The 24,217-nt window shown below is 70.9% G+C and carries 26 protein-coding genes; 15 read left to right on the top strand and 11 right to left on the bottom strand.

The window, feature by feature from the left end:
• The first annotated feature begins 8 nt into the window (after positions 1 to 8).
• The 3 genes from AB0B33_RS29575 (at position 9) to AB0B33_RS29585 (ending at position 3,098) form a co-directional block, all read left to right on the top strand.
• Complete coding sequence (locus AB0B33_RS29575; protein WP_247025465.1) at positions 9 to 926, top strand: MurR/RpiR family transcriptional regulator; 918 nt, start codon at positions 9 to 11, stop codon at positions 924 to 926.
• A 23-nt stretch (positions 927 to 949) separates the two neighbouring features.
• Positions 950 to 1,879 (top strand): N-acetylmuramic acid 6-phosphate etherase, encoded by a 930-nt coding sequence (locus tag AB0B33_RS29580; RefSeq protein WP_247017339.1) that lies wholly within the window; start codon positions 950 to 952, stop codon positions 1,877 to 1,879.
• Between the two features lie 127 nt (positions 1,880 to 2,006).
• A complete protein-coding gene (locus AB0B33_RS29585) occupies positions 2,007 to 3,098 on the top strand; it encodes a HoxN/HupN/NixA family nickel/cobalt transporter (protein WP_360777584.1) in 1,092 nt (363 codons plus the stop codon).
• Here AB0B33_RS29585 and AB0B33_RS29590 read toward each other — a convergent pair.
• On the bottom strand, positions 3,095 to 3,817 hold the full coding sequence (locus tag AB0B33_RS29590; RefSeq protein WP_360777586.1) for an oxidoreductase: 723 nt from the start codon (positions 3,815 to 3,817) through the stop codon (positions 3,095 to 3,097). The genes AB0B33_RS29585 and AB0B33_RS29590 overlap by 4 nt on opposite strands.
• Positions 3,810 to 4,307 carry a phosphoribosyltransferase gene (locus tag AB0B33_RS29595; RefSeq protein WP_360777588.1) on the bottom strand — a complete coding sequence of 166 codons (498 nt, stop codon included), beginning with the start codon at positions 4,305 to 4,307 and terminating at the stop codon, positions 3,810 to 3,812. The genes AB0B33_RS29590 and AB0B33_RS29595 overlap by 8 nt, the downstream gene beginning before the upstream one ends.
• A 112-nt stretch (positions 4,308 to 4,419) precedes the next feature.
• On the opposite strand from AB0B33_RS29595, the gene AB0B33_RS29600 reads away from it, so the two are divergent.
• From AB0B33_RS29600 to AB0B33_RS29610, 3 genes are all read left to right on the top strand, one after another.
• Positions 4,420 to 5,022 carry a GNAT family protein gene (locus AB0B33_RS29600; protein WP_360777590.1) on the top strand — a complete coding sequence of 201 codons (603 nt, stop codon included), beginning with the start codon at positions 4,420 to 4,422 and terminating at the stop codon, positions 5,020 to 5,022.
• A 100-nt stretch (positions 5,023 to 5,122) separates the two neighbouring features.
• Complete coding sequence (gene acs / locus AB0B33_RS29605) at positions 5,123 to 7,105, top strand: acetate--CoA ligase (RefSeq protein ID WP_360777592.1); 1,983 nt, start codon at positions 5,123 to 5,125, stop codon at positions 7,103 to 7,105.
• A 143-nt stretch (positions 7,106 to 7,248) separates the two neighbouring features.
• Positions 7,249 to 7,722 (top strand): DUF6319 family protein, encoded by a 474-nt coding sequence (locus AB0B33_RS29610; protein WP_247017327.1) that lies wholly within the window; start codon positions 7,249 to 7,251, stop codon positions 7,720 to 7,722.
• Positions 7,723 to 7,775: 53 nt separating this feature from the next.
• On the opposite strand, the gene AB0B33_RS29615 is transcribed toward AB0B33_RS29610, so the two are convergent.
• Positions 7,776 to 8,348, bottom strand: coding sequence for a DinB family protein (locus AB0B33_RS29615; RefSeq protein ID WP_360777594.1), 573 nt, complete (start codon positions 8,346 to 8,348; stop codon positions 7,776 to 7,778).
• Between the two features lie 7 nt (positions 8,349 to 8,355).
• On the bottom strand, positions 8,356 to 8,697 hold the full coding sequence (locus AB0B33_RS29620; RefSeq protein ID WP_360777596.1) for a cupin domain-containing protein: 342 nt from the start codon (positions 8,695 to 8,697) through the stop codon (positions 8,356 to 8,358).
• A 130-nt stretch (positions 8,698 to 8,827) separates the two neighbouring features.
• Here AB0B33_RS29620 and AB0B33_RS29625 point away from each other — a divergent pair, with 130 nt between their 5' ends.
• Entirely contained in the window at positions 8,828 to 9,556 is a 729-nt protein-coding gene (locus AB0B33_RS29625; protein WP_360777598.1) for a VIT family protein, read from the top strand.
• Here AB0B33_RS29625 and AB0B33_RS29630 read toward each other — a convergent pair whose 3' ends face one another.
• On the bottom strand, positions 9,557 to 11,014 hold the full coding sequence (locus AB0B33_RS29630) for a peptide MFS transporter (protein ID WP_247017321.1): 1,458 nt from the start codon (positions 11,012 to 11,014) through the stop codon (positions 9,557 to 9,559).
• 189 nt (positions 11,015 to 11,203) lie between these two features.
• Here AB0B33_RS29630 and nhaA point away from each other — a divergent pair, with 189 nt between their 5' ends.
• Genes nhaA through AB0B33_RS29645 form a run of 3 tightly spaced genes read left to right on the top strand, consistent with a single transcriptional unit; the run spans position 11,204 to position 13,856 of the window.
• Positions 11,204 to 12,391: a Na+/H+ antiporter NhaA gene (gene nhaA, locus AB0B33_RS29635; RefSeq protein WP_360777600.1), complete on the top strand. Its 1,188-nt coding sequence runs from the start codon at positions 11,204 to 11,206 to the stop codon at positions 12,389 to 12,391.
• A 42-nt stretch (positions 12,392 to 12,433) separates the two neighbouring features.
• A complete protein-coding gene (locus tag AB0B33_RS29640) occupies positions 12,434 to 12,928 on the top strand; it encodes a phage holin family protein (protein ID WP_247017317.1) in 495 nt (164 codons plus the stop codon).
• Between the two features lie 4 nt (positions 12,929 to 12,932).
• Positions 12,933 to 13,856, top strand: coding sequence for an alpha/beta hydrolase (locus tag AB0B33_RS29645; protein WP_247017315.1), 924 nt, complete (start codon positions 12,933 to 12,935; stop codon positions 13,854 to 13,856).
• On the opposite strand, the gene AB0B33_RS29650 is transcribed toward AB0B33_RS29645, so the two are convergent.
• On the bottom strand, positions 13,843 to 14,931 hold the full coding sequence (locus AB0B33_RS29650) for an FAD-dependent monooxygenase (RefSeq protein ID WP_360777602.1): 1,089 nt from the start codon (positions 14,929 to 14,931) through the stop codon (positions 13,843 to 13,845). The two genes, AB0B33_RS29645 and AB0B33_RS29650, sit on opposite strands and share 14 nt — an antisense overlap.
• 109 nt (positions 14,932 to 15,040) lie before the next feature.
• Between AB0B33_RS29650 and AB0B33_RS29655 the strand changes: the two genes are divergently transcribed.
• Entirely contained in the window at positions 15,041 to 15,925 is an 885-nt protein-coding gene (locus AB0B33_RS29655) for a GntR family transcriptional regulator (protein WP_360777604.1), read from the top strand.
• Here AB0B33_RS29655 and AB0B33_RS29660 read toward each other — a convergent pair.
• The 4 genes from AB0B33_RS29660 to nth are packed head-to-tail and all read right to left on the bottom strand — an operon-like array spanning position 15,922 to position 19,085.
• Positions 15,922 to 17,106, bottom strand: a complete 1,185-nt coding sequence (locus tag AB0B33_RS29660) for a MarP family serine protease (protein ID WP_360777606.1) — start codon at positions 17,104 to 17,106, stop codon at positions 15,922 to 15,924. The genes AB0B33_RS29655 and AB0B33_RS29660 overlap by 4 nt on opposite strands.
• Positions 17,107 to 17,110: 4 nt before the next feature.
• A complete protein-coding gene (locus tag AB0B33_RS29665; protein ID WP_360777608.1) occupies positions 17,111 to 17,809 on the bottom strand; it encodes a CoA pyrophosphatase in 699 nt (232 codons plus the stop codon).
• Positions 17,806 to 18,405 carry a TlpA disulfide reductase family protein gene (locus AB0B33_RS29670; RefSeq protein ID WP_360777610.1) on the bottom strand — a complete coding sequence of 200 codons (600 nt, stop codon included), beginning with the start codon at positions 18,403 to 18,405 and terminating at the stop codon, positions 17,806 to 17,808. Before AB0B33_RS29670 ends, AB0B33_RS29665 begins: the two co-directional genes overlap by 4 nt.
• Positions 18,402 to 19,085 (bottom strand): endonuclease III, encoded by a 684-nt coding sequence (gene nth, locus AB0B33_RS29675; RefSeq protein WP_360777612.1) that lies wholly within the window; start codon positions 19,083 to 19,085, stop codon positions 18,402 to 18,404. Before nth ends, AB0B33_RS29670 begins: the two co-directional genes overlap by 4 nt.
• 226 nt (positions 19,086 to 19,311) lie before the next feature.
• Between nth and AB0B33_RS29680 the strand changes: the two genes are divergently transcribed.
• The 4 genes from AB0B33_RS29680 to AB0B33_RS29695 all read left to right on the top strand — a co-directional run bounded on the left by AB0B33_RS29680 (position 19,312) and on the right by AB0B33_RS29695 (position 23,250).
• Entirely contained in the window at positions 19,312 to 19,563 is a 252-nt protein-coding gene (locus AB0B33_RS29680; protein ID WP_013230551.1) for a hypothetical protein, read from the top strand.
• A 149-nt stretch (positions 19,564 to 19,712) separates the two neighbouring features.
• Positions 19,713 to 20,387 carry a Crp/Fnr family transcriptional regulator gene (locus AB0B33_RS29685; protein ID WP_003081747.1) on the top strand — a complete coding sequence of 225 codons (675 nt, stop codon included), beginning with the start codon at positions 19,713 to 19,715 and terminating at the stop codon, positions 20,385 to 20,387.
• A gap of 418 nt (positions 20,388 to 20,805) precedes the next feature.
• Positions 20,806 to 22,074 carry an MFS transporter gene (locus AB0B33_RS29690; protein WP_360777614.1) on the top strand — a complete coding sequence of 423 codons (1,269 nt, stop codon included), beginning with the start codon at positions 20,806 to 20,808 and terminating at the stop codon, positions 22,072 to 22,074.
• A gap of 114 nt (positions 22,075 to 22,188) precedes the next feature.
• On the top strand, positions 22,189 to 23,250 hold the full coding sequence (locus AB0B33_RS29695) for a DNA polymerase III subunit beta (RefSeq protein WP_360777616.1): 1,062 nt from the start codon (positions 22,189 to 22,191) through the stop codon (positions 23,248 to 23,250).
• On the opposite strand, the gene AB0B33_RS29700 is transcribed toward AB0B33_RS29695, so the two are convergent.
• Positions 23,240 to 24,202, bottom strand: coding sequence for a hypothetical protein (locus AB0B33_RS29700; RefSeq protein ID WP_360777618.1), 963 nt, complete (start codon positions 24,200 to 24,202; stop codon positions 23,240 to 23,242). The two genes, AB0B33_RS29695 and AB0B33_RS29700, sit on opposite strands and share 11 nt — an antisense overlap.
• Positions 24,203 to 24,217: the final 15 nt, after the last annotated feature.

The raw sequence follows: 24,217 nt of genomic DNA on the forward strand, positions 1-24,217 counted from the left end.
CGGTCCAGATGGCCGCACGGGACGCGGACTCCAGCCCGCTGGTGCGCATTCGGTCGCTGCTCCCCGGCCTGGCCCGCGCCGAGCAGCGCGTGGCGAAGGTCGTGCTGGAGGATCCCGCGCACGTCGCGAGACGCAGCATCACCGAGGTGGCCCTGGCCGCCAACACGAGTGAGACGACGGTGACGCGCTTCTGCAAGGCCGTCGGCGTCGGCGGGTACCCGCAGCTGCGCATCGCGCTGGCCGCGGACACCGCCCGCACCGAGGCGCGCACCACGCGCAACCTCGGTGGCGAGATCGGCCCGGAAGACGACCTGGCCGCCGTGATCGGCAAGGTCAGCTTCGCCGACGCCCGCGCGGTCGAAGAGACGGCCGACCAGCTCGACGTCGCCACGCTGGAGCGCGTGATCGAGGTCGTCGCGAGCGCCGGCCGCGCGGACGTCTACGGCGTGGGCGCCAGCGCCTTCGTCGCCGCGGACCTGCAGCAGAAGCTGCACCGCATCGGCCGCGTGTGCTTCGCGTGGTCGGACACGCACATCATGCTGACCTCGGCCGCGGTGCTGAGCCCCGGCGACGTCGCGATCGGCGTCTCGCACACCGGCGCGACCACCGACACCGTCGAGGCGCTGCGGGTGGCCCGGGAGCACGGCGCGATCACCATCGCCGTGACGAACTTCCCGCGGTCCCCGATCACCGAGGTCGCCGACTACGTTTTGACGACCGCGGCACGGGAAACCACGTTCCGTTCGGGGGCGACGGCGAGCCGCATCGCCCAGCTCACCGTCATCGACTGCCTGTTCATCGGCGTCGCGCAGCGGCACATGGACGCGTCGGTCAACGCCCTGGACGCCACCAGGGACGCGGTCGGCTCGCACCGCCTGGGGGTCAGGCCGGACGGTCGTCGCCGTCCGCGGGAAACCGGCAAGTAGTGACCGGAGAAAATGTGAGGCGCATGATGACCGTCCCCGTGCAGGCGGTGCACGTCGATTCGCCGACCGAGACCCGCAATCCCCGCACCACGGACATCGACCTGATGTCCACCGCGGGGATCCTGGGTGCGATCAACGCCGAGGACCGCACGGTCGCCGGCGCCGTGGCCGAGGTGCTGCCGCAGGTGGCCCGTGCGGTGGACTACGCGGTCGACGCCCTGCGGGCCGGTGGCCGGGTGCACTACGTCGGTGCGGGGACGTCCGGACGCCTGGCCACGCTGGACGCGGCCGAGCTGGTGCCGACGTTCAACGTGCCGGCCGACTGGTTCATCGCGCACCACGCGGGTGGCGAGCGCGCGCTGCGCCAGGCCGTCGAAAACGCGGAGGACGACGACGGGGCCGGCGCGGCCGAAATGGCCGCCATGGTCCAGCCGGGCGACTTCGTGCTGGGGCTGACGGCGTCGGGCAGGACGCCGTACGTCTTGGGTGCGCTGCTCGCGGCCCAGCGCCAGGGCGCGCACACCGGCCTGGTGTCGGGCAACGCGCGGGCCGCCAAGCCGGCGGGCGTCGACGTGCTCATCGCCGTCGACACCGGTCCGGAGGCGATCGCCGGGTCGACCCGGATGAAGGCGGGCACGGCGCAGAAGATGATCCTCACGTCGTTCTCGACGGCGACGATGATCAAGCTGGGCCGGACCTACTCCAACCTGATGGTCAGCATGCGGGCGACGAACGCGAAGCTGCGCGGCCGGACCATCCGGATCCTGCAGGAAGCCACCGGCATGACGATGGCGGACTGCTCGGACGCGCTCACCGAGGCCGGGGGCGACCTCAAGGTGGCGCTGGTGCACCTGCTTTCGGGCACCGACGTCACGAGTGCGGCGAAGGCGCTGCACACCGCGGGCGGACACGTTCGCAAGGCGCTCGACATGGTGCGCGTGCGCGCTAGCTGACACCCGGCTCTTCGGGGGCTCCGGGTGGCGGAGCCCCCGGCCCGGGGCGTAGCCCCGGCTGTCAGAGACGCATTGCCGTTCATCTGTTCACCTGTCTAACCTCACAGATGAGGAAGGCTGGTGGGCGATGGCGGGCACGGAAGAGGACTCGCGGCGTGGTCTATCGCGCCGCGAGTGGGTGTCGATCGGCGGGATGGCGGGGTTCGTCCTGCTGCTCAACGTCGTGGGCTGGGTGGTGCTGGCGGTCTTCGTCGCACCCCGGCACTACGCGCTGGGCGCGTCCGGCGTCTTCGGGATCGGCCTCGGCGTCACGGCCTTCACGCTCGGCATGCGCCACGCCTTCGACGCCGACCACATCGCCGCGATCGACAACACCACCCGCAAGCTGATGGCCGACGGCCAGCGGCCGCTGTCGGTCGGCTTCTGGTTCTCCCTCGGGCACTCGACGATCGTCTTCGCGCTGTGCCTGTTGCTCTCCCTCGGTGTCCGCGCGCTGGCCGGGCAGGTCGAGGACGACTCGTCGGCGTTGCACACCGCCACCGGCCTCATCGGGACGTCGGTGTCCGGCGTGTTCCTGTACGTGATCGCGATCCTCAACCTCGTCGTGCTGATCGGCATCCTGCGGGTGTTCAAGCGGATGCGCCACGGCGAGTTCGACGAAGCCGCGCTGGAGCACCAGCTGGACAACCGCGGTGTCATGAACCGGCTGCTGCGCGGCGCGACGAAGTCCGTGCGGAAGCCGTGGCACATCTACCCCGTCGGCCTGCTGTTCGGCCTGGGCTTCGACACCGCGACCGAGATCGGCCTGCTGGTGCTCGCCGCCGGCGCCGCCACGTTCGCCCTCCCCTGGTACGCGATCCTCGTGCTGCCGATCCTGTTCGCCGCCGGGATGAGCCTCTTCGACACCGTGGACGGCTGCTTCATGAACTTCGCCTACGGCTGGGCGTTCGCGAAGCCGGTGCGCAAGATCTTCTACAACATCACGGTGACGACGTTGTCGGTCGCCGTCGCGTTCGTCATCGGCACGATCGAGCTCGTGTCGATCCTCGCCGAGAAGCTGGACATCACCTCGGGACCGCTGGCCGCGATCGCGTCGGTGGACCTGGACTACGTCGGGTTCGGGATCGTCGGGCTGTTCGTGCTGACGTGGGTCGTCGCGCTCGCGGTGTGGCGGTTCGGGCGGATCGAAGAGAAGTGGGCGGCGAAACTGACCACTTAAGAAGCCGCGTCCGAAATGCTCTTCGCTTCGCGCGCACCCGCTTCGAACGCTTCGCAGCAGAAGAGCAGCCACTCGCGCACCGCTTCGGGTTTCCCGCTCGCGAAACCTTCCGCGGTTTCGAGGTAGCGCGGGACCCGCCGGAAGAACGCCACTTCGGGGACGCTCAGCGCCTTCGGGTCCAGACCGGTCGCGACCATCGTCAGCCGGGCGGCCGCCCGCGCGACGACGCCGTCCGCGCTGCCGAACGGCTTGAGCGCCAGCAGTTCCCCGTGCACGACCGCCGTCAGCACCGGGCCCGGGACCGACGTCGCGCCGGTCACCAGCTGGGCCAGCAGCTCGAGCCGGCCGCCGCCGGAATGCGGGCGCCCCAACGCGTCCAGGTCGTCGACGAGGTCCGCCGCGGCGAGGACGTGCAGGCGGGCCAACGCTTGCAGCGGCGCGCGGCGCCACGTCGGGAGGAGCGTCTCCAACGTCTCGGCGACGCGCAGCGCGCCGGCGAGGACCGGGTCCGCCACCGCGCCGTCAAGAGGTAGTTCCGGGTTCGCGCCCTCGATGCCGGCGGACGCACGCGCGGCGCGCACCGACGCTTCGGCCGCCGTCGCCGCGCCGCCGCGGAGGTTGGCGGGCAGGCGGTGCACCTTGAAGACGGCGTCCTGCGCGGACTTCGCCGCCGCGGCGACGCCTTCGAGGTCGAGGAGGGGCTTGAGCGGATCAGGCATCGAGCACCTGGCCTTCTCGGGAGACCACGGGCGGCAGCACCGACCACGGGAAGTTGATCCAGCGGTCGGTGTGCCGCCAGACGTACTCGCACTTCACCGTCGAGTGCGGTTTCTCGTAGACGACGGCCGAGCGCACCTCGGCGACGTGGTCGAGGCAGTAGTCGCGGACGAGCTTGAGGGTGGCGCCGGTGTCGGCGACGTCGTCGGCGATCAGCACCTTCTTGCTCGTCAGGTCGACGACGTTGGGCACCGGCGGCAGCATCACCGGCAGGTCGAGGCGCTGGTCGACGCCGGTGTAGAACTCGACGTTCATCACGTGCAGGTTCTTCACGTCGAGCGCGTAACCGAGCGCGCCGGCGACGAAGAGGCCGCCGCGGGCGATGGAGAGGATGAGGTCCGGCGCGAAGCCGTCGTCGGCGATGGTGTGAGCCAGTTCACGGCTCGCGGTGCCGAACAGCTCCCAGCTCAGCTCTTCGCGCTCTTCGGCCATCGATCTCGCCCTTCGTCGTGGTCAGCCGAGCATAGGCAACGCCGAAGTGGCCTGTGAAGATGCTTGAAAATTGGCTATCCGAGACAGCCATTACCGGCCTTACGGTGATCACGTGAGCGACTGGAACACGCAACCGACGCTGGCCGGCGAGCACGTCCGCCTGGAGCCGCTGACGCACGGGCACGCCGAGGGCCTCCTCGAAGCGGGCACCGACCCGGGCATCTGGGCCTGGCTGAGCATCCGTCAGCCGGGGGATCTTCCGGCGGCCCAGCGGATGGTCGAGCAGGCCCTCGCCGACCCCGCGCGGCGGGCCTTCGCGCAGATCGACGTCACCTCCGGCCGGGTCGCCGGGACGACGTCGTACTACCAGGTCGTCGAGCAGCACCGGATCCTCTCGATCGGGCACACGTGGATCGGCGCGGACTGGCAGCGCACCGGGCTGAACACCGAGTCGAAGCTGCTGCTGCTCCAGCACGCGTTCGAAACCCTTGACGCGCAACGGGTCTCCTGGGAGACCGACATCCGGAACCTGCGCTCGCAACGCGCCATCGAACGGCTCGGCGCGCTTCGCGAAGGCATCCTGCGGGCGCACCGGATCCGGCCGGACGGCTCGTCGCGCGACACCGTCACCTATTCGATGGTGGCGCCGGAATGGCCGGCCGCCAAGGCCCGGCTGAACGAACGCTTAGTCACCGCGGCTCGCCTGCCTCGGTGAAACGGCGGGGCAACGTGGGTGCAACCTTTTACAAGGCGGACTAACGTCGCTAGCGTGCCGCTAGCCGTCGTTTCGGCGCACTACAGGAGGCCTTGCAACCATGACCGAGCAGTCCCCAGCACTGGACAACCTGCTCACCGAGAGCCGCACCTTCCCGCCCAGCGACGAATTCGCTGGCCAGGCCAACGCGAAGGCCGACCTCTACGCCGAGGCCGACGCCGATCGCGAAGCGTTCTGGGCCAAGCAGGCCGAGCGGCTCACGTGGGACACGAAGTGGACCACGGTACTGGACTGGACCAATGCGCCGTTCGCGAAGTGGTTCGTCGGCGGCAAGCTGAACGTCGCCTACAACTGCGTCGACCGGCACGTCGAGTCCGGCCACGGCGACCAGGTCGCGATCCACTGGGTCGGCGAGCCGGGTGACACCCGGGACATCACCTATGCCGAGCTGAAGACCGAGGTTTCCAAGGCCGCCAACGCACTCGCGTCGCTGGGCGTGAACGCGGGCGACGTCGTGGCGATCCAGCTGCAGATGGTCCCCGAGGCCATCTTCGCGATGCTCGCGTGCGCGCGGATCGGCGCGCTGCACAACGTCGTCTTCGGCGGCTTCTCGCCGACGGCGCTGCGGGCCCGCGTCGACGACGCCGCCGCGAAGGTCGTGATCACCTCCGACGGCCAGTTCCGCCGCGGCAAGGCCGCGCCGATGAAGGCCAATGTCGACGAAGCGCTCGAAGGCGCCGAAACCGTCGAGAAGGTCATCGTCGTGAAGCGCACCGGCGAGAAGCTCGAGGGCGACGTCCCGTGGACCGACGGCCGCGACCTGTGGTGGCACGAGCTCGTCGACGGACAGTCCGAAGAGCACACTCCCGAGGCGTTCGACAGCGAGCACCCGCTGTTCATCCTCTACACGTCCGGGACGACCGGGAAGCCGAAGGGCATTCTCCACACGTCGGGTGGCTACCTGACGCAGACGGCGTACACGCACCACAACGTCTTCGACCACAAGGCCGGCGAGGACGTCTACTGGTGCACCGCCGACATCGGCTGGATCACCGGCCACAGCTACATCGTCTACGGCCCGCTGGCGAACCGCGTCACGCAGGTCGTCTACGAAGGCACGCCGAACACCCCGCACGAGGGGCGGCACTGGGAGATCGTCCAGAAGTACAAGGTCTCCCTCTACTACACGGCGCCGACGCTGATCCGCACCTTCATGAAGTGGGGCGCGGAAATCCCGGAGAAGTACGACCTCTCGTCGCTGCGCGTGCTGGGTTCGGTCGGCGAGCCGATCAACCCCGAGGCGTGGATCTGGTACCGCGAGAACATCGGCGCGGGCAAGGCGCCGATCGTCGACACGTGGTGGCAGACCGAGACCGGCGCGATCATGATCTCGCCGCTGCCGGGCGTCACGTCCACCAAGCCGGGTTCGGCGCAGAAGGCGCTGCCGGGCATCTCCGCGAAGGTCGTCGACGACACCGGCACCGAGGTCGGGCCCGGCGGCGGCGGGTACCTGGTGCTCGACAAGCCGTGGCCGTCGATGCTGCGCGGGGTCTGGGGCGACGAGGAGCGCTTCCGCGACACGTACTGGTCGCGCTTCAAGGACCAGGGCTTCTACTTCGCCGGCGACGGCGCGAAGTACGACAACGACGGTGACGTCTGGCTGCTGGGCCGCGTCGACGACGTGATGAACGTGTCCGGCCACCGCATCTCGACGACCGAGGTCGAGTCGGCGCTGGTTTCGCACCCGACGGTGGCCGAGGCCGCGGTCGTCGGCGCGACCGACCCGACGACGGGCCAGGGCATCGTGGCGTTCGTGATCCTGCGCGGCAACGCGGTCGACGGCGGCGAGGAGGCCATCCAGGCGCTGCGCAACCACGTCGCGAAGGAGATCGGGCCGATCGCGAAGCCGCGGCAGATCATGGTCGTGCCGGAGCTGCCGAAGACGCGCTCGGGCAAGATCATGCGCCGGCTCCTGCGCGACGTCGCGGAGAACCGGCAGGTCGGCGACGTCACCACGCTGGCCGACTCGTCGGTGATGGACCTGATCTCGTCGGGCCTGAAGTCGGGCAAGTCCGAGGAGTGAGCTAGCGTTCTCCCCGTCAGAGCCCTTCCGGCTTCGCGCCGGGAGGGCTCTGTCATGGAACCCCCGAGCGGCGCGCGTCGAACGCATGTTCTACACTGTGCCGCGAACCACACCCACTTCCCGGGCAAGGAGACGACACGACGATGACCGTGGATGTCCTGACGCACGACGAGGAAACGGCTTCGGCCACCACCGAGGCGCCGGCCGTTGCCACCGACGAGGCGACCGTCACCGAGTCCGCGTCCCCCTCCGCTTCGGAAGGCTCGCCCGAGCCGGCCGAGGAAGAGGCCCCCAAGCCCAAGCGCGGCCGCCCCAAGGGCGCGGCGACGGCGTCGACGGCGAAGAAGACCCGCACGGTCGAACTGATCCTGACGGTCACCGGCACCGCCGACGGCGAGTGGCAGGCCGAGCTGAAGAACGGCTCCAAGTGGGTCGCGAAGGGCCTCGAGATCCCGGCGGCGGCGGTCTCGCGTGCGGCGAAGGAGCTGCACAGCGAACTGTCCGGCCCGATCGACGAGGTGATCAACCAGGCCCGTGAGGCGCAGGCGGCGAAGGTCGCGGCGCTGGAGGCCGAGCTCGAGAAGGCCAAGCAGGCCCTCGCCGAGCTGGACGCCTGAGCTTTTTTCCAGGAGACGCCCGGGTCCGCTTCGCGCGGGGCCGGGCGTTTCCGCTATCCGGCCGCGGCCCGGGCCGCCCGTTCGACCTCCGCTCGCCGGTGGTCCCAGAAGGCCGCGTCCCGCCCCGCCACCTCGACCTCGCCGTCCAGCTGTTCCCGCAGGATGTCGGCGTGCCCGGCGTGCCGGCTGGTCTCGGTGAGCACGTGGACCAGGATGGTGAACAGCAGCACGTCCGGACGCGGCCACCACGGCACGTGGCCGGGCGAGTCGATGGCGAGCGCGGTGATGGTCGCGTCGGAGTGCGCCCAGGCGCGCCGGTAGCGGCCGGTGATCTCCTCGCGCGTCTCGTGCTCGGTCGCCCACATGTCGGTCCCGCGCCGGCCGAGGTCGTCCCACCGGGGGACGGGCTCGGGGGACGGCCGGTCGAAAACCTCGCCGAAGTACCGGGCCTCCGTCACCGACAGGTGCTTGACCAGGCCGAGGAGGTTCGTCCCGGTCGTGGTCAGGGGACGGCGGACGTCGTACTCGGAAAGCCCGTCGAGCTTCCCCAGCATCGCCTCGCGGATCTCTCGCAGGTCACTGTGCAGGTACTGCTTCGCAAACTCGTCGATCACGAGGTCCAGCATGCCCGGGTCAGGCGATCGGCGGCCGCTCCGGCAGCGGGGACTTGAACTCCACCCACATCGCATCCGTCAGCGCTTCCACGTGGTGGACGACTCCGCGGGGGTGCACCGCCGAATCGCCTGGTTCCAGCTCCGACTCCACGCCGTCCACCTCGCCGCGCAGGCGGCCCGACAGGACGTACACGATCGAGTCGTGGTCGTGCGCGTGCGGGGGCGAAGCCACGCCCGCCGGGTAGTGGATCAAGTACGCCAGGCCGCCCGGTGCCGTCTCCAGCAGCCGGAACCGGCCTTCGCCGCCGGTGATCGGGAGGCCCTCCACCGTGCGCAGCGGCTGCCAAACCTGCTCGTCCATCCGACCATGATGACCCAGGATCGCTGAGAGTCCACACAGGACCGACTTAGGCAAGGCACGCGTTAATAAGGCGTACCTGACAAAAAGAACAAGTCTCGCCACGATTCCCCGTTCGTGTTTCACTTGTCCGGTGACCGAAACGATCGACGGCGACGCCGTGGGGCACGCCCACGAACCGCACCAGGGCGTGGGCGGGAAGCTGAACTGGCTGCGGGCCGGGGTTCTCGGGGCGAACGACGGGATCGTGTCCGTCGCCGGGATCGTCGTCGGGGTCGCGGGGGCGACCACGGAAAGCACGACGATCCTCACCGCCGGAATCGCCGGGCTCGTCGCCGGGGCCTTTTCCATGGCCGGCGGGGAATACGTCTCCGTGAGCACCCAGCGCGACACCGAACAGGCCTTGCTCCGGCTCGAAAAGCAAGAGCTCAAGACGATGCCGGAGGCCGAGGAGCGCGAGCTCGCCGGGATCTACGAGAACAAGGGGCTTTCGCCGGAGCTCGCGAGCCGCGTCGCGCGGGAGCTGACCGAAAAGGACGCGCTGCAGGCGCACGCGGAGGCCGAGCTCGGCATCGACCCCGACAACCTGACCAGTCCGTGGCAGGCCGCGTGGGCCTCGCTCATCGCGTTCTCGGTCGGCGCGCTGCTGCCGATCCTCTCCATCGCCTGGGCCGGCGTCTCGCTGCGGGTGTGGGCGTGCGCGGCCGCGGTCGTCGTCGGCCTCACGCTGACCGGGTGGCTCAGCGCGCGGCTCGGGGACGCCAAGGTGGGGCGCGCGATCCTGCGCAACGTCGGGGTCGGCGCCCTCACCATGGTCGTCACCTACTTCGTCGGGGTGCTCTTCGGGGTCACCGTCGGCTAGCTAGTGGACGCCCTTCATCAGCTTGCGGATGAAGGGGATGGCCAGGAACAGCAGCACGCCGACCCCGATCGCGACGCCGCCGACCGTGCTGAAGTACGGCGCTTCGTCGTCGACCGTGTAGTACTCGGCGAGCTTGCCGGACATCGCCGTGCCCAGGGAGATCGACAGGAAGTTCAGCGCGACCATCTGCGTCCGGAACGCTTCCGGCGCCAGCTTCGTCGACAGCGACAGCCCGACCGGTGACAGGCACAGCTCGGCGATCGTGAAGACGAACAGGATGCCGACCATGGCCAGCAGCGGGCTGGCGTTCTTGCCGCTGCCCACCATCGGCAGGAACAGCAGGAACGCGCACCCCATCAGCACCGTGCCGATGACGAACTTCATCGGCGTCGACGGCTGCCGGTCGCCGAGCTTCGTCCACAGCGCCGCGAGGATCGGCGCGAACACGATGATGAACACCGGGTTGATCGAGTTGACCCAGGACACCGGCATCTCCCAGCCGAACAGGCTCCGGTTCAGCCGCTGGTCGGTGTAGGCCGCGACGACCGTGAACTGCTGCTGGTACAGCGAGAAGAACGCGGCGCTGGCGATGAACATCGGGATGAACGAGAACACCCGGCTGCGCTCGACGCCGCTGATCTTGCGGCTGGTCAGGATGACGAGGAAGTAGATCACCGAGATCACGGCGACCACCCACACGACGACGTCGGCGAGGTTGCCCGGGTTGACCACGCCGGTCGTCACCAGCACGACGATGGCGGCGACCAGCAGCACCGCGGCCGCGATCGCCAGCAGGCGCTGTGACGACGGCAGCGGGTTCGGCACTTCCTTGGCCTTGTCGCCGAGGTTCTTGCGGCCGAGCGTGTACTGGATCAGGCCCAGCGCCATGCCGATCGCGGCCAGGCCGAAGCCGAGGTGGAAGCCGACCGCGGTCTGCGCGAGCCCGGTCAGCAGCGGGCCGACGAAGGCGCCGAGGTTGACGCCCATGTAGAAGATCGTGAAGCCGGCGTCGCGTCGCTCGTCGCCTTCGGCGTAGAGCGTGCCGACGATCGCCGTCGCGTTGGACTTCAGCCCACCGCTGCCGATCGCGACGCACACCAGGCCGACGCCGATCCCGGTCAGGCCCGGCAGCAGCGCCAGGCTGATGTGGCCGACCATGATCAGGACGGCGCTGTAGAACAACGTCCGTTCGGAGCCGAGCAGCCGGTCGGCCACCCACGCGCCGACGACCGCCGACAGGTAGACCAGGCCGCCGTACGCGCCGACGATGCCGAGCGCGGACTCCTGCGCCAGGCCGAGACCGCCCTGGTCGGCCTGGTAGTAGAGGTAGATGGGGAGGATGCCGAGCATCCCGTAGAAGGAGAAGCGCTCCCACATCTCGACGCCGAAGAGGTTCGCCAGTCCTCGTGGGTGCCCGAAGAACCTCGTGTCCTGCTGGACCTCGGTGGAGGTGCTCACAACTCTGTCTTCCTTTGTCTCGGACTTCGTTGTCGCTTGGCATGCTATGAGGACACCGTGTGACCCACCACCGCCACCCCGTGTGGCGGTGGCCATAACGATCCGTGACAAAGAGTATTAAAATACCGTCAAAGGTGCGCCGGGAAGTCTGGTCGGCAACAGTGATCAGCGACCCCAGGAGCCGCCCCGATGACCCGCCCGCTCAGTGACTTCGCCCGCTACCTGCGCACCGAGACGACCGGCGGCCTGATCCTGCTCGGCGCGACCGCGGTCGCCCTGCTCTGGGCCAACTCGCCGCTGCGGGACAGCTACCACGCCCTGCGCGAGTTCCGGATCGGCCCGGAGTTCCTGCACCTGAACCTGACGCTCGGGGACTGGGCCAAGGACGGCTTCCTCGCCCTGTTCTTCTTCGTCGCCGGGCTGGAGCTCAAGCGCGAGCTCGTCATCGGCGAGCTGTCCCGGTTCAAGCAGGCGATCCTGCCGGTCGTGGCCGCGATCGGTGGCATGGTCGTGCCCGCGCTCGTCGCGCTGGCCGTCGGCTGGGGGACGCCGGGCATCGAGCGCGCCTGGGCCATCCCGGTGGCCACGGACATCGCGTTCGCGCTCGGCGTGCTCGCGCTGACGGCGTCGAACCTGCCCTCGAGCGCGCGGGTCTTCCTGCTGTCGCTGGCCGTGGTGGACGACCTCGGCGCGATCCTCGTCATCGCCCTGCTGTTCACGACCGGCTTCGACCTGGTCGCCATGGCCGTCGCCGTCGTGGCGCTCGCGCTGTACGCGTTCCTGCAGCACAAGCGGGTCCGGACACCGTGGATCTACGTGCCGCTGGCGCTGCTCACCTGGGTCGCGGTGCACTCGGCGGGCATCCACGCGACGATCGCCGGCGTCGCGCTCGGCCTGCTCACCCGCGTCCGCGCCGACGAAGGCGAGGCCGAGGCGCCGGCACTGCGGCTCGAGCACCGGCTCCAGCCGTGGTCGGCGGCGGTGGCCGTGCCGGTGTTCGCGTTGTTCGCGGCCGGCATCTCGGTCAACGGCGACTCGCTGGGCGCGGTGTTCACGACGGCGTTGCCGCTCGCCGTCCTCGCCGGCCTGGTCGTCGGCAAGTTCGTCGGCATCCTGGGCGCCAGCGTGCTCGCCGTGAAGCTGGGCGCGGCGGAGAAGCCACGCGGGATGAGCTGGCGCGACCTGGCCGCGTTGTCCGTGCTCGGCGGGGTCGGGTTCACGGTCAGCCTGCTGATCGCGGAGCTCGCGTTGCCCGAGGAGACGAGCGAGCTGGCCAAGGCGGCAGTACTGATCGCGTCCGCCGTGGCGTCCCTGCTGGCGGCGGCGCTGCTACTCCGCCGTAGCAAAGTGCACGCGCGAATCTCCGACACACTGTGACGCCGCCGCGCCCGGTTTCGGGACACATGGCACGATGACCCGGTGAGCAGCCCCAAGCACGAACGCACCGGCCCCGACGGCGTGGGGGCCGTGCCTTACCTCCCGCTGTCCTCCGCGAACGACGTCCCCGGCGACCAGTCGCTCGGCCGGCTGGTCGGCGACGCGACCCAGCACATCTCGACCCTGGTCAGGGCCGAGATGGAGCTCGCGAAGTCCGAACTGGTCGGCGAGGTGAAGAAAGGCCTCAAGGGGGCCGTCTACTTCCTGATCGCGCTGACGGTCTTCCTGTACAGCACGTTCTTCCTGTTCTTCTTCGCCGCCGAAGGCCTGGCCGAATGGGTGCGCTACCGCTGGATCGCGTTCGGCATCGTGTTCTTCCTGATGGTGCTGGTCGCGGCCGGAGCCGGTTTCCTCGGTTACCGCAAGGTGAAGAAGTTCAAGGCTCCCGAGCGGACCATCGCCAGCGTCAAGGAGACCGCCGCCGCGCTCAAGCCGCAGCGCGCGCCCGAAGACGACTTGACGACCACCCGCGACTGAGGCGTTGCCCGCTTCCCCCGACCCGTCGAGTGTCCGGCTCGACGGCCCGTGGGCCCACCGCGACGTCTCCGCGAACGGCATCCGGCTGCACGTCGCCGAGCTCGGCGACGGGCCCGTCGTCGTGCTGCTCCACGGGTTCGCCGAGTTCTGGTGGACCTGGCACCACCAGCTGCGGGCGCTCGCCGACGCCGGGTTCCGCGCGGTCGCCGTCGACCTCCGCGGTTACGGCGACTCGGACAAGCCACCCCGCGGCTACGACGCCTGGACGCTCGCCGGCGACGTCGGCGGGCTGATCAAGTCGCTCGGGGCGCGCCGCGCGCACCTCGTCGGGCACGCGTGGGGCGGCCTGCTCGCCTGGACGGTCGCGGCGCTCCACCCGCGGCTGGTGTCCTCGGTGACGGCGATCGGCGCCGCCCACCCGCTCGCGTTGCGCTCGTCGGTCCGCCCGTGGCGCGGCCAAGGACGCGCGGCCGGGCACCTCTTCCGCTTCCAGGTCCCCGTGGCACCGGAGAAGTGGCTCGTGAAGGACGACGCCCAAGCCGTCGAAGACCTCTTCGGCGGCTGGGCCGGCCAGGACTGGCGGTCCACTTCGGACTTCGCCGACAGCGTGGGCGCGTTCCGGCGGGCGATGCTCGTGCCCGGCGTCGCGCACAGCGCGCTCGAGTACTACCGGTGGGCGTTCCGGGCGCAGTTCCGCGGCGAAGGCCGCCGGTTCACCGACGCCGTCGGCGCCCGGATCGCGGCGCCGACGTTGCAGCTGCACGGCGCCGACGACACCTGCATCCTCCCCGAGACGGCGACGTCGTCGGTGCGCTGGGCGGGCCCGCACGCCGAGCCGGAGCTCTGGCCGGGCGTCGGGCACTTCCCCCACCTCGAAGTCCCGGACCGCACGTCGGCGGCACTCGTGGACTTCCTCAAGCGAGACTGATCGCGTTCTTCGCGCGATCGACCGACTCCTCCGAAGGGCCGCCCTCCGGGTTCTCCGTCGCCAGCGCCTGGTTGAGCGCGACGAACGGCCGCATCCGCCGCTCGTAGGCCGCGAACGCCTCCTCGTGGCCGGCCCGGCCCAGTTCCTGCGCAAGGACGTACGCGCCGACGAGCGCGAGGCTCGTCCCCTGCCCGGACAGCGCCGACGCGCAGTAGCCGGCGTCCCCGACGAGCACCACGCGCCCGGACGACCAGCGGTCCAGGTGGATCTGGGCCATCGCGTCGAAGTAGAAGACGTCGGCGCCGGCCATGGCTTCCAGCAGCTTCGGCACCTCCCAGCCGACGCCGCCGAGCCGTTCGGCGATCAGCCGCTTCTGCTCCGGGACGGTCAGCCGGGGCAGCGGCTCCGAACCGAACCCGAGCGTCACGCGCAGCTCGGTGTTGTCCCGCACCGGGTACGCGACGCCGCCGGTGTGCTCGTGGCGGAACCAGACCTGCCAGTCCTCGAGCCCGAGGAAGTTGGGCGCCGGGAAGATCGCCAGGTACTGCCCGAGGTGACGGGCGAACCGCTCCTCCGGCCCGAAGACGAGCCGCCGCACGGCCGAGTGGAGGCCGTCGGCGCCGACGACGATGTCGAACGTCCGGAAGCCGCCGTGTTCGAACTCGACGCGCACGCCGTGCGCCTCCTCGGTCAGTGCCGTGATCGAGTCGCCGAAGACGTACTCGACGTCGGCCGCCTCCTGCAGGATCGTGACGACGTCGTCGCGCAGCACCTCGAAGTCGGCGTTGTCGAGCCGTCCGCTGCTGTAGGTGAACTCCTCGGACCGGAACAGCTCCCGGCCCTCCCCGTCCACCACGGTCATCCCCCGCATCCGGGTGCGCAGCGCGCGCATCCGGTCGCCGAGGCCCATCTCGTCGACGACGTCGAGCGCGACACCGCGCACGTCGATCGCCTGGCCGCCGGTGCGCGGGCCGGGTGCGCGCTCGAGGACGGTCACCGCCCAGCCGTCGCGGGCCAGGAACCAGGCCAGGGTGCCGCCGGCGACGCCGGCGCCGGAGATCAGGACGTTCCGCATGGTGCCTCCAGGGTCGTACACTTGTGCGTCTCACAGTGGGGTTCACGCAGGTGCAAGGCCAAATCTGTGCTAGCACAGACAGCCCGCTGTACTAGGTCAGGAGGCAGCGGTGAAGTACGTGGCCATCGCCGAGGAACTGCGCGGCCGGATCACCCGCGGCGAGCTCCCGCCGGGCGCGCGGGTGCCCTCGACGCGGCGGCTCGCGACCGACCACGGCGTCGCGATGGCGACCGCGGCCAAGGCGCTGGCCCTGCTGGGTCAGGAAGGGCTGGTGCGCGCGGAGCCGCGGTCCGGCACGGTCGTCGCAGGCCGGGAACGCCGGTCCGGTGGCCACCGGACCCTGACCCGGGACCAGATCGTGCGGACCGCCATCGCCGTCGCCGACGCGGAAGGCCTGGCCGCGCTCTCGATGCGTGGGATCGCGGCCCGCCTCGGCGTCGCGGCCATGGCGCCGTACCGGTACGTCACCGGCAAGGAGGAGCTGGTGCTGCTGATGGCCGACGCCGCCTACGGCGAACGCGGTTACCCCGCGAACCCGGTGGGCGATTGGCGGGAGCGGCTGACGCTGAGCGGCCGCACGCTCTGGTCGCTCTACCGACGGCACCCGTGGCTGGCCCAGCTGGCCCCGCTCACCCGCCCGCTGCCGCTGCGCAACCTCGGCATGCACGGTGAGTGGGCGCTGGCGGCGCTGGCCGAGCTCGGCGTCGACGCGGCGACGCTGTGCGACCTGCACGTGCTGTTCTTCACCCACGTCCAGGGCCTCGCGATCCACCTCGAACGCGAGCAGCACGCGCTGGCCGCGTCCGGGCTGTCCGAGGAGCAGTGGATGGACCGCCAGGCGCCGCTGATGGGGACCATGACCAGCGGCCGTCCGGTGTTCACGAAGATGCTCCGCGAGCTCGGCGAGACCGGGTACGACGTCGTGCTCGACGACATCTTCGAGTCGGGCATGCGGGCGCTCCTGGACGGCCTCGCCCTGCGGTACGGCCGTTAGGCGGCGCAGGACCCGGTCGAGACGTTCGACGTCTGCGACGGTGCCGCGTCGACCTCGGCGCGGACCTGCTCGGCGGTCAGCGTGAAGCCCGTTTCCGGGTCCTCCACCGCCGCGCCGAAGACGACGCCGATGACCTTGCCGTCCGGCGTCACCATCGGGCCGCCCGAGTTGCCGCTGCGGATCTCCGCGCGGACCGTGAAGACGTCCCGCTGAACGGTGTTGGCCTCGTAGATGTCCGGGCCGCGCAGGTTGATCCGGCCGCGCACGCGGGCGGGCGTCGCCCGGTACGGGCCGTCGAGCGGGTAGCCGAGCACGATCGCGCTGTCGCTCGCCCGCGCCGTCTCCGGGGCGAACTGCAGCGGCTCGGCGCGCAGCCTCGGCACGGCCAGCACCGCGATGTCGACCTCGGGGTCGAAGTAGACGACGCGCGCCGGGTAGTCGCCCTGGGTCGTCTCGATGCCGACGGTGTCGGTGCCGGCCACGACGTGGGCGTTCGTCATCACCCGCTGCGGCGCGATCACGAACCCGCTGCCTTCGAGCGACCGCGAGCACGAGCTGGCGCTGCCGCGGATCTTGACCACGCTGCCGTGCAGCTGCTGGACGGTGGCGCTGCTCTGCAGCGCGGGGTCCGGCGGCGAGGTGTCCGCCGTCGGCGCCTTCTCGAACGGATCCATGATGGACGGGAAGCCGGACGCGTCGAGCAGCTTGCGCAGCTGGCTCGGGAAGCCCTGGGCGGCGGCCGGCATGGTGTCGTTGACCTTGCCGAGCACGACCGAGCCGTTGATCGCCTTCGCCAGCCCCGGCAGGCCGGACACGGTCGTCAGCGGCGTCGCGATCAGCCACGCCACCACGAAGACGACCAGTGCCTGCACGATCGCGCCGAGCGTCTTGTCGACACCGGAGAGCTTGTCCGGCCGGATCTTCTGCCGGAGCTTGCGGCCGACGTAGACGCCGATCGCCTCGCCGAAGGCGACGAGGAAGACGACAGTCGCGACCGCGAAGGCGACCTTCCACACCGGGTCGTCGAAGAACGAGACCACCACCGGCGCCAGCTTGATGCCGACGACCGCACCGAGCACGACGCCGACCAGCGACGGCAGCGCGATGAGCACGCCCTGGTACGCGCCGGACACCGCCGCCAGCAACGCGAGCAGCAGCACCAGCACATCGACCCAGTTCACCGTGTCACTCCCCGTTTAGTACCCGCGCGCGGTAGGCGGCCAGCGCTTCGTCGAGGTCCCGGACGTCGCCCGGGTCCCATTCGCGCTCCCAGCCTCCCAGGCTCAGGAGGACCGACAGCAACCCGGCGGTGAACCCCCACACGAACAGGCCGCTGACCTCGAAGGCGGGCCCCTTCCAGGGCGCGCCGGCCTTCTTGACCGTGAACCGGTTCGCGGGGTCGACCAGGTCGACGATGGCGACGCGGGCCACGGACGCCGTCTCGGCCGGGTCCACCGCGTGCACCGGGGACGGCTCCGCCCAGTGCGCCAGCACCGGCGTCACCGCGAAGCTGGAGACCGGGACGAACAGCTCCGGCAGCACCGCGACCGGCCGGACGCCGGCCGGGACGACCCCGGTCTCCTCTTCGGCCTCGCGCAGCGCCGTGCCGATCGGGCCGCCGTCGCCCTCCTCGGCGCCGCCGCCGGGGAACGAGACCTGCCCCGCGTGCGAGCCGAGCGTGTCGGCGCGGCGCTGGAGCAGGACGTCGGGTTCGCCGTCGGCTTCGCGCTCGCCGAAGAGGACGAGGACCGCCGCGGCGCGCGTGTACGCGGCTTCGGGCGGGCTGAACCGGGTGAACGTCTTCGCGTCGACGTCGCCGCTGACCTTGACCAGCGGCCGCAGCCACTCGGGCACCGACTCCGGCTCGACCAGTGGTCCGATCACGATGCCCCCTCGACTGCCGCGCGCACCTGGTCAGTGTTCCCGAAGGTGCGGGGATTCGCGATGAACCGGACCTCGCCACCGGCGGTGACCAGGTAGGACGCCGGGAGCGCCGAGGGCACCTTGAGCGCGGCGCGGACCGGGCCGCTGCCGCCGTCCCCGTCGAACACCGACGGAAGGTGCACGCCCAGGCGGGCCAGGAGGTTCAAGCCGTCCTTCGCCGGGCTCTGCACCTGGACGCCGAGGACGCGCACGGCGCCCGGCTGCTTCGCGTACTCCTGGAGCACGGGCAGCTCGGTCCGGCACGGCTGGCACCACGACGCCCACACGTTGACCAGCACCGGAGCGCCGGCGAGGGCCTGGCCGACGTCGATGCTCGCGCCGTCGCCGAGGCAGTCCGCCTTGACGCCTTCGAGCTGCTTCACCGGCGGCGCGGAGCCCGGCGCGGGACACGGCTGGAGCGCCGCCGCGGACCGGTCGGGCGCGAGGTCCTCGGACGGCTTCGCGGCGCGGTCGTCACCCCCGCGCGGCAGCAGCGCGACGATCAGCGCCACGGCCAGCACCGCGGCGGCCAGCGCCCACTTGGTGACTCTCGTCACCGGGGCGCCGCCAGGGCGAGGATGTGGTCCTTTTCGACACCCTTGACCAGCTTCGCGGCTTCCTCGAACCCGGTCGGGCCGGTGCCGTACGACGGGCAGTCCCTGGCCAGCGGGCAGGCGCCGCAGGCGGGCTTCTTGGCGTGGCAGACGCGGCGGCCGTGGAAGATCACCCGGTGCGAGAGCATCGTCCACTCCTTGCGGGGGATCAGCTCGCCGATCGCGTGCTCGACCTTGACCGGGTCCTCCTCCGCCGTCCAGCCCCAGCGCCGGACCAGCCGGCCGAAGTGCGTGTCGACGGTGATGCCGGGGACGTCGAAGGCGTTCCCGAGCACGACGTTGGCGGTCTTGCGGCCGACGCCGGGCAGGGTGACGAGGTCGTCGAGCTTGGCGGGCACCTCGCCGTCGAAGCGCTCGACCAGCGCCGCGCCGAGCCCCATCACGGAGTTCGCCTTGGCCCGGTAGAAGCCGGTGCTGCGGAGGTACTCCTCCAGCTCGGTGCGGTCGGCGCCCGCGTAGTCGGCGGCGGTCCGGTAGCGCTTGAACAGCGCCGGCGTGACCAGGTTCACGCGGACGTCGGTGGTCTGCGCGGACAGCACGACCGCGACCAGCAGTTCCAGCGGCGTGGTGAAGTCGAGCTCACAGTGGGCGCCGGGATACACGTCGTCCAAGCAACGCTTCATCCGCCTGGCGCGTCTCACCAGAGCCAATCGGCTTTCACCAGCGCCCTCACGGGGGGCGTTCGTGGTGGCAGGAGGCACCCCGATAGCCTACGGGCGCCGTCGGACGGGCCGGTCAGTGCACCGGTGGACACCGACACGCCAGAGCACCACCTCGGCGCAGTTTTCCGGCCGCCATGAGCGAGGATCTGGAGTAGATGCTTTTCACTGAGTGTTTCGGGGTCCGGTCATGACTGTCTGGTTCGTCATCCTGGTCCCCCTCGTGATCATGTTCTTCGCGCTCTTCATGGAGCGCGTCGAAAGCAGGCTCAAGCACGTCGCGGTGCAGGAGAACGAGGTCGAAGAGTTCCTCGAGCAGGCGCAGCCCAACGAGGTCAGGGCGCTCTACGGCCACGGCATCGGCCGGGCCCTCGAGCTGTTCCGGCTGCGTAGGCTGGGCGGACGGGCAGCCAGGCTACGCGCGCGTCGCGTGCGGAGTTAGGCTCCACGTTCGAACGAGATCGTTTCGGCGGGCCGCGCGTCCGGCGGGCGATCTCGGGAGTACGCCCTAGACTGACGCGCAAGTGATCGGCGTCACGCTCTTCCAGCCACGGGAGGGCGTGAACGTTTCTCGACGAGGAGGCACCCGAGGTGGACGAAACCCTGGCCCGTGCGGGCATTTTCCAGGGTGTGGAGCCGGCAGCGGCGGAGGCGCTGGCCCAGACCTTGGAATCCGTGGAGTTCCCCCGCGGCCATGTCATCTTCAACGAGGGTGAACCCGGCGACAAGCTGTACATCATCCAGTCCGGCAAGGTGAAGATCGGCCGCAAGTCCCCGGACGGCCGCGAGAACCTGCTGGGCATCTTCGGCCCGTCCGACATGTTCGGCGAGCTGTCCATCTTCGACCCCGGCCCCCGGACGTCGAGCGCGACCACGGTCACCGAGGTCCGCGCGGTCACCATGGACCGCCCGGCCCTGCGCCAGTGGATCTCGACCCGCCCGGAGATCGCCGAGCAGCTGCTGCGCGTGGTCGCGCGCCGCCTGCGCCGGACGAACAACATGGTCGCGGAACTGATCTTCACCGACGTCCCGGGCCGCGTGGCGCGCGCGCTGCTGCAGCTCGCGCAGCGGTTCGGCAGCCAGGAGGCGGGCCTGCTGCGGGTCACGCACGACCTGACGCAGGAAGAGATCGCCCAGTACGTCGGCGCCTCGCGCGAGACCGTCAACAAGGCCCTCGCCGACTTCGCCCACCGCGGCTGGCTGCGGCTCGAAGGCAAGAGCGTGCTGATCCTGGACCCGGAGCGCCTGGCCCGCCGCGCTCGCTGAGTCTTTTCACGGCGAAGGCCCCTCACCTCGGTGAGGGGCCTTCTTCGCACCCGGAACACAGTGCTTGCCCAAAACAAAGAGCCGGGCGCCACCCCCGACGTGGCGCACCGGCTCTTCGTTGTCGCGCGGACCATCCCCCGACGATCCGCGCTCCCCGCCCTCCGGGCCAGGCCCCGACCCATATGCCGGAGGGAGCTGGGTTCTGTGCTGTTGTTCAACCATCACGGCCCATACCCACGAATTCAAGGCCATTCACTCTCAAGGACGCCACCTGGGCCGTTTCGTTGCACGAGTTCACGGAGAATATCGTGACTGTTACCGGATCGAGACCAGTCATGATCCACTTGCAGTCGCCGGTGACGCACCTGACCGCCAAATAACTGGTACTCACGTACCACTCTGCGGCATACTGGCACGCGTGTCCCAGTCTGCCTCGAACCACGAAAGCCGCACGTCCCTCGCCGACTACCGCACCGCGCTGACGACCCGCGCGGCCCGGCGGCCCGCCGTCGCGTCCGTGCTCGCCCGCCTGCCGATCGCGATGATCGGCATCTCGGCCCTGCTCTACGTCCAGCGCGAGACCGGCTCCTTCGCCGCCGCCGGGCTCGTCTCGGCCGGTTCACTCGTCGGGGTGTCGGTCGGCGCCGTGGTGCAGGGCAGGCTGATCGACCGGTTCGGGCCCACGCGGCCGCTGCTCGTCTTCGCGCTGCTGTCGGCGCTTTCGATGGCGGCGCTCGTGACGGCGATCGAGTCGCACGCGGCGACGGCCGTGCTCGTCGCGCTGGGCGCGGTCACCGGGCTGTCGGAACCGATGGTCGGGTCGGCGTCGCGGGCGCTGTGGACGCGGCTGCTCCCGCCGGGTGGCGCGCGCAACGCCGCGTTCTCCTACGAGGCGATCAGCATGGAGGTCTTCTTCATCCTCGGCCCGGGTGTCGCCGGGCTGCTGGTGCTGGCGCCGTGGGCGGGGACCGGGCTGGTGCTGGGCGTCGCGCTGCAGTTCACCGGCGCGCTGCTGTTCGCGCTGAGCCCGGCGGTCCGGGACTGGGGTCCGGCTTCGGGTCCGTCCGGCTCCCTGCTGGGCGCGCTCTCGAGCCCGGGCATGCGGACGCTGGCGCTCGCCGCACTCGGCTTCGGCGTGGTGATCGGGTTCGTCGAGGTCGCCGTGCCGGCGTCGGCCACCGAGGCCGGTTCTCCCTCGTTCGGGGGGTTGCTGCTGTCGGCTTGGTCGCTGAGCTCGGTCGCGTTCGGCGTCGCGTACAGCCTGCGGCCGTGGCCGCGCCAGCTGGGCCTGCGGCTGCCGGCGCTGCTCGGCGGGTTCGGCGCGCTGGTGGCGCTGCTCGCGTGGCCGTCGTCGCTGTGGGGCCTGGCGCTGATGATGCTGCTCGCGGGCGCGCTGATCACGCCGCAGTCGACGGCGCACTCGGCGGCGATCGAGCTGGTCGCCCCGGCCGGGACCGCGGCCGAAGCGTTCGGCTGGGTGCTGACGGCGGTGACGCTCGGGTTGGCGGGCGGCCAGTCGGTGAGCGGCTACCTGGTCGAGCACGCGGGCCCGGGCGCCGCGTTCCTGGCAGCGAGCGTGGCCGGGCTGGTGCTCGCGGTGGGGGTCTGGCTGCTGCGCGGGACGATGCGACCGGCTTCACCGCCGGCGTCCGTCGGCTCGCCCACGCTGGTCGGCGCCGGTCAGTAGGTCTGCCGCGGCTGGTCGTGAGTGGGAAACCGTGTTCTAACCCTGTTTCTCACTCACGCCCCCTGAGCTGCGGGTTTGCGGTTTTTGTCGGTGGTCGCCGCTAGCTTGGCGGGCATGGACGTCACCGCTCCTGCCCACCGCCTCTCGGCGGCCGTCTCCGCCGCGTCGCGGCTGCTGCCCGCGCGCGCCGGGCTGCGGCTGCGCGCCGGTTCGGCGGGGCTGACGGTCGCCGGCAGCGACCCGGATCTCACCGTCCGGTTCGACTGCCCGGCGGCCACGCACACCGACGGCTCGGTCGTCGTCCCGGCCGCGCCGCTGGTGGAGACGCTCAAGGTGCTCGACGCCGAACTGGTGCGCTTGGTCGTCGAAGGCAGCCGCCTGGCCCTGCGGCTGGACAACGCCCGCTTCGCGCTCCCGCTCCTCCCGGACACCGAGGCGGCCGCCGGCCCGCCCGCCCAGGTGTCCGAAGTGGACGGTGCGGCGTTCGCCTCGGCGTTGCGGGTCGTCGCGGGAACGGCGGCGAAGGACGACCCGCTCCCGCTGTTCACGGGCGTCCGCCTCCAGTCGGCGGGCGACCGGCTGACACTGACGGCGTCGGACCGCTACCGGATGGCGGTGGCGCGCCTGCCACTGCTGTCCCCGGGTGCGCTGGACGTCCTGGTCCCGGCGGCCCTGCTGTCGGAAGCGGCCCGCCAGGCCCGCGGCCGCGTCGGCCTGCACGTCGGCCCGGGCCGGTTCGGGGTCAGCTGGCCGGGCGGCCTGGTCGGCACGGCGGTCCTGGACGCGGGCTTCCTGTCCGAGGACTCGATCCAGTCGGGCGCGGTGGACACAACGGTGACGTTGGCGGCGGACGCGCTCGCGGCGGCCGTCCGCCGCGTGGGGGTGTACGCGGAGGATCGGCGGGTCCTCACGCTGGAAGTGGGCGACGCCCAAGTCCGCCTGGCGAGCGCTCGCCAGGACACGGGCGAGGCGGAGGAAACCCTGAAGGCGGACGTCACCGGCGGCCGGACGTCACCGTCGTTCCAGGCGCGCTACCTGCTCGACGCACTGCAGGCGTTCGGCGGGGAGCGGGTGGTGCTGTCCATCCAGCCGGGGATGCGGGCATGCATCCTGCGGGCGGCGGAACCCGGGGAGGTGGAACTGACGTACTACCTGATGCCGATGCTCAGCCGATGATCTCATTCAGGTCCCGGAGGACGACGTCCGCGGCCGGTCCGGCGGTGAACTGGCTGACGGTCAGGGCCGCGCTCCCGAAGCGCTGCTTGTAGGCCTCTCGGAGGTTGGGCGACGAACGGCCGAGGGCCCATTCCATGGTCGAGTTGCTCTTCCGCAGGAAGTCGATCGGGAGGCTGCCGAGCACGTAGAGCTCGGCCCGGCGGTCACCGCGTTCGAGAACCAAGCCGACGAGGTCGGCCACGAGTGTGCGCTTGCGCATCGCGTCGCGGCCCTTCCACTCGGCGGCCTTGAACTCGGCCACCCGGCGATCGGTCTCGAGGTCGAACTTGCGACTCGGGTCGTTTCCGGCGGCTAGTGATGGACGCCGGACGATGCGCTCGCCGGGTTCGAGGATCGACGGCAGCGCGCGGACGATCATGGCGGCGTGGATGAGGTCGTTGACCCGGCCGGCGTGCCGGCGCACCAGCAGCGCGCCCCGGAGCAGGTCGTCGGTCAAGCCTTCGGGAGCCACCCGCGCGTCTACGGTCTCGGCGGCGGCACCCTCCAGCAGGACTTCCAACCGCACCACGCGGCTGGACAAGTCCTCCTGGCCGAAGAACTCGTGCAGGTCGATGAACGACTTGACCGCGGCACCGAGGTCGCTCCTGGGCGCCGGCGGCTCGACGGGCTGTTCCGGCTCGACCGGCACCTCCGGCTCCTGGGGCAGCGGGCTGGTCGGGAAACCGAGCCGCCGGAAGTGGCGGATCGCGGTGTGGGAGATGAACTCCGTCCGCGACACCCCCAGCGCGCGCTCGAAGAGCTGCCGCGGCGGCCACCGCTGGTCCCCGACGGAGACCCAGTGCGTGCGGATCGGTTCCGGCCCACCTCGCGCCGCCGCGCTCAGCACCCGGGCACGGCTCAAGCGGTGCTGCTCGCCGTTCAGCACGAAGTCGATCGCTCGCTCGTCGTTCACAGGCAGTGAGTCGCC

Origin of the sequence: Amycolatopsis sp. NPDC049159 (genome assembly GCF_040648295.1) — a bacterium.
GTDB classification, from domain to species: Bacteria; Actinomycetota; Actinomycetes; order Mycobacteriales; family Pseudonocardiaceae; genus Amycolatopsis; species Amycolatopsis pretoriensis_A.

What these genes read in the sequence shown, in the direction of transcription:
- AB0B33_RS29650 (WP_360777602.1), bottom strand. Translation starts at nt 14,931, where the DNA reads ATGCGGAACGTCCTGATCTCCGGCGCCGGCGTCGCCGGCGGCACCCTG.
- AB0B33_RS29680 (WP_013230551.1), top strand. Translation starts at nt 19,312, where the DNA reads ATGACTGTCTGGTTCGTCATCCTGGTCCCCCTCGTGATCATGTTCTTC.
- AB0B33_RS29585 (WP_360777584.1), top strand. Translation starts at nt 2,007, where the DNA reads ATGGCGGGCACGGAAGAGGACTCGCGGCGTGGTCTATCGCGCCGCGAG.
- AB0B33_RS29610 (WP_247017327.1), top strand. Translation starts at nt 7,249, where the DNA reads ATGACCGTGGATGTCCTGACGCACGACGAGGAAACGGCTTCGGCCACC.
- AB0B33_RS29595 (WP_360777588.1), bottom strand. Translation starts at nt 4,307, where the DNA reads ATGGCCGAAGAGCGCGAAGAGCTGAGCTGGGAGCTGTTCGGCACCGCG.
- AB0B33_RS29615 (WP_360777594.1), bottom strand. Translation starts at nt 8,348, where the DNA reads ATGCTGGACCTCGTGATCGACGAGTTTGCGAAGCAGTACCTGCACAGT.
- AB0B33_RS29620 (WP_360777596.1), bottom strand. Translation starts at nt 8,697, where the DNA reads ATGGACGAGCAGGTTTGGCAGCCGCTGCGCACGGTGGAGGGCCTCCCG.
- AB0B33_RS29590 (WP_360777586.1), bottom strand. Translation starts at nt 3,817, where the DNA reads ATGCCTGATCCGCTCAAGCCCCTCCTCGACCTCGAAGGCGTCGCCGCG.
- AB0B33_RS29580 (WP_247017339.1), top strand. Translation starts at nt 950, where the DNA reads ATGATGACCGTCCCCGTGCAGGCGGTGCACGTCGATTCGCCGACCGAG.
- AB0B33_RS29575 (WP_247025465.1), top strand. Translation starts at nt 9, where the DNA reads ATGGCCGCACGGGACGCGGACTCCAGCCCGCTGGTGCGCATTCGGTCG.
- AB0B33_RS29695 (WP_360777616.1), top strand. Translation starts at nt 22,189, where the DNA reads ATGGACGTCACCGCTCCTGCCCACCGCCTCTCGGCGGCCGTCTCCGCC.
- acs (WP_360777592.1), top strand. Translation starts at nt 5,123, where the DNA reads ATGACCGAGCAGTCCCCAGCACTGGACAACCTGCTCACCGAGAGCCGC.
- nhaA (WP_360777600.1), top strand. Translation starts at nt 11,204, where the DNA reads ATGACCCGCCCGCTCAGTGACTTCGCCCGCTACCTGCGCACCGAGACG.
- nth (WP_360777612.1), bottom strand. Translation starts at nt 19,085, where the DNA reads ATGAAGCGTTGCTTGGACGACGTGTATCCCGGCGCCCACTGTGAGCTC.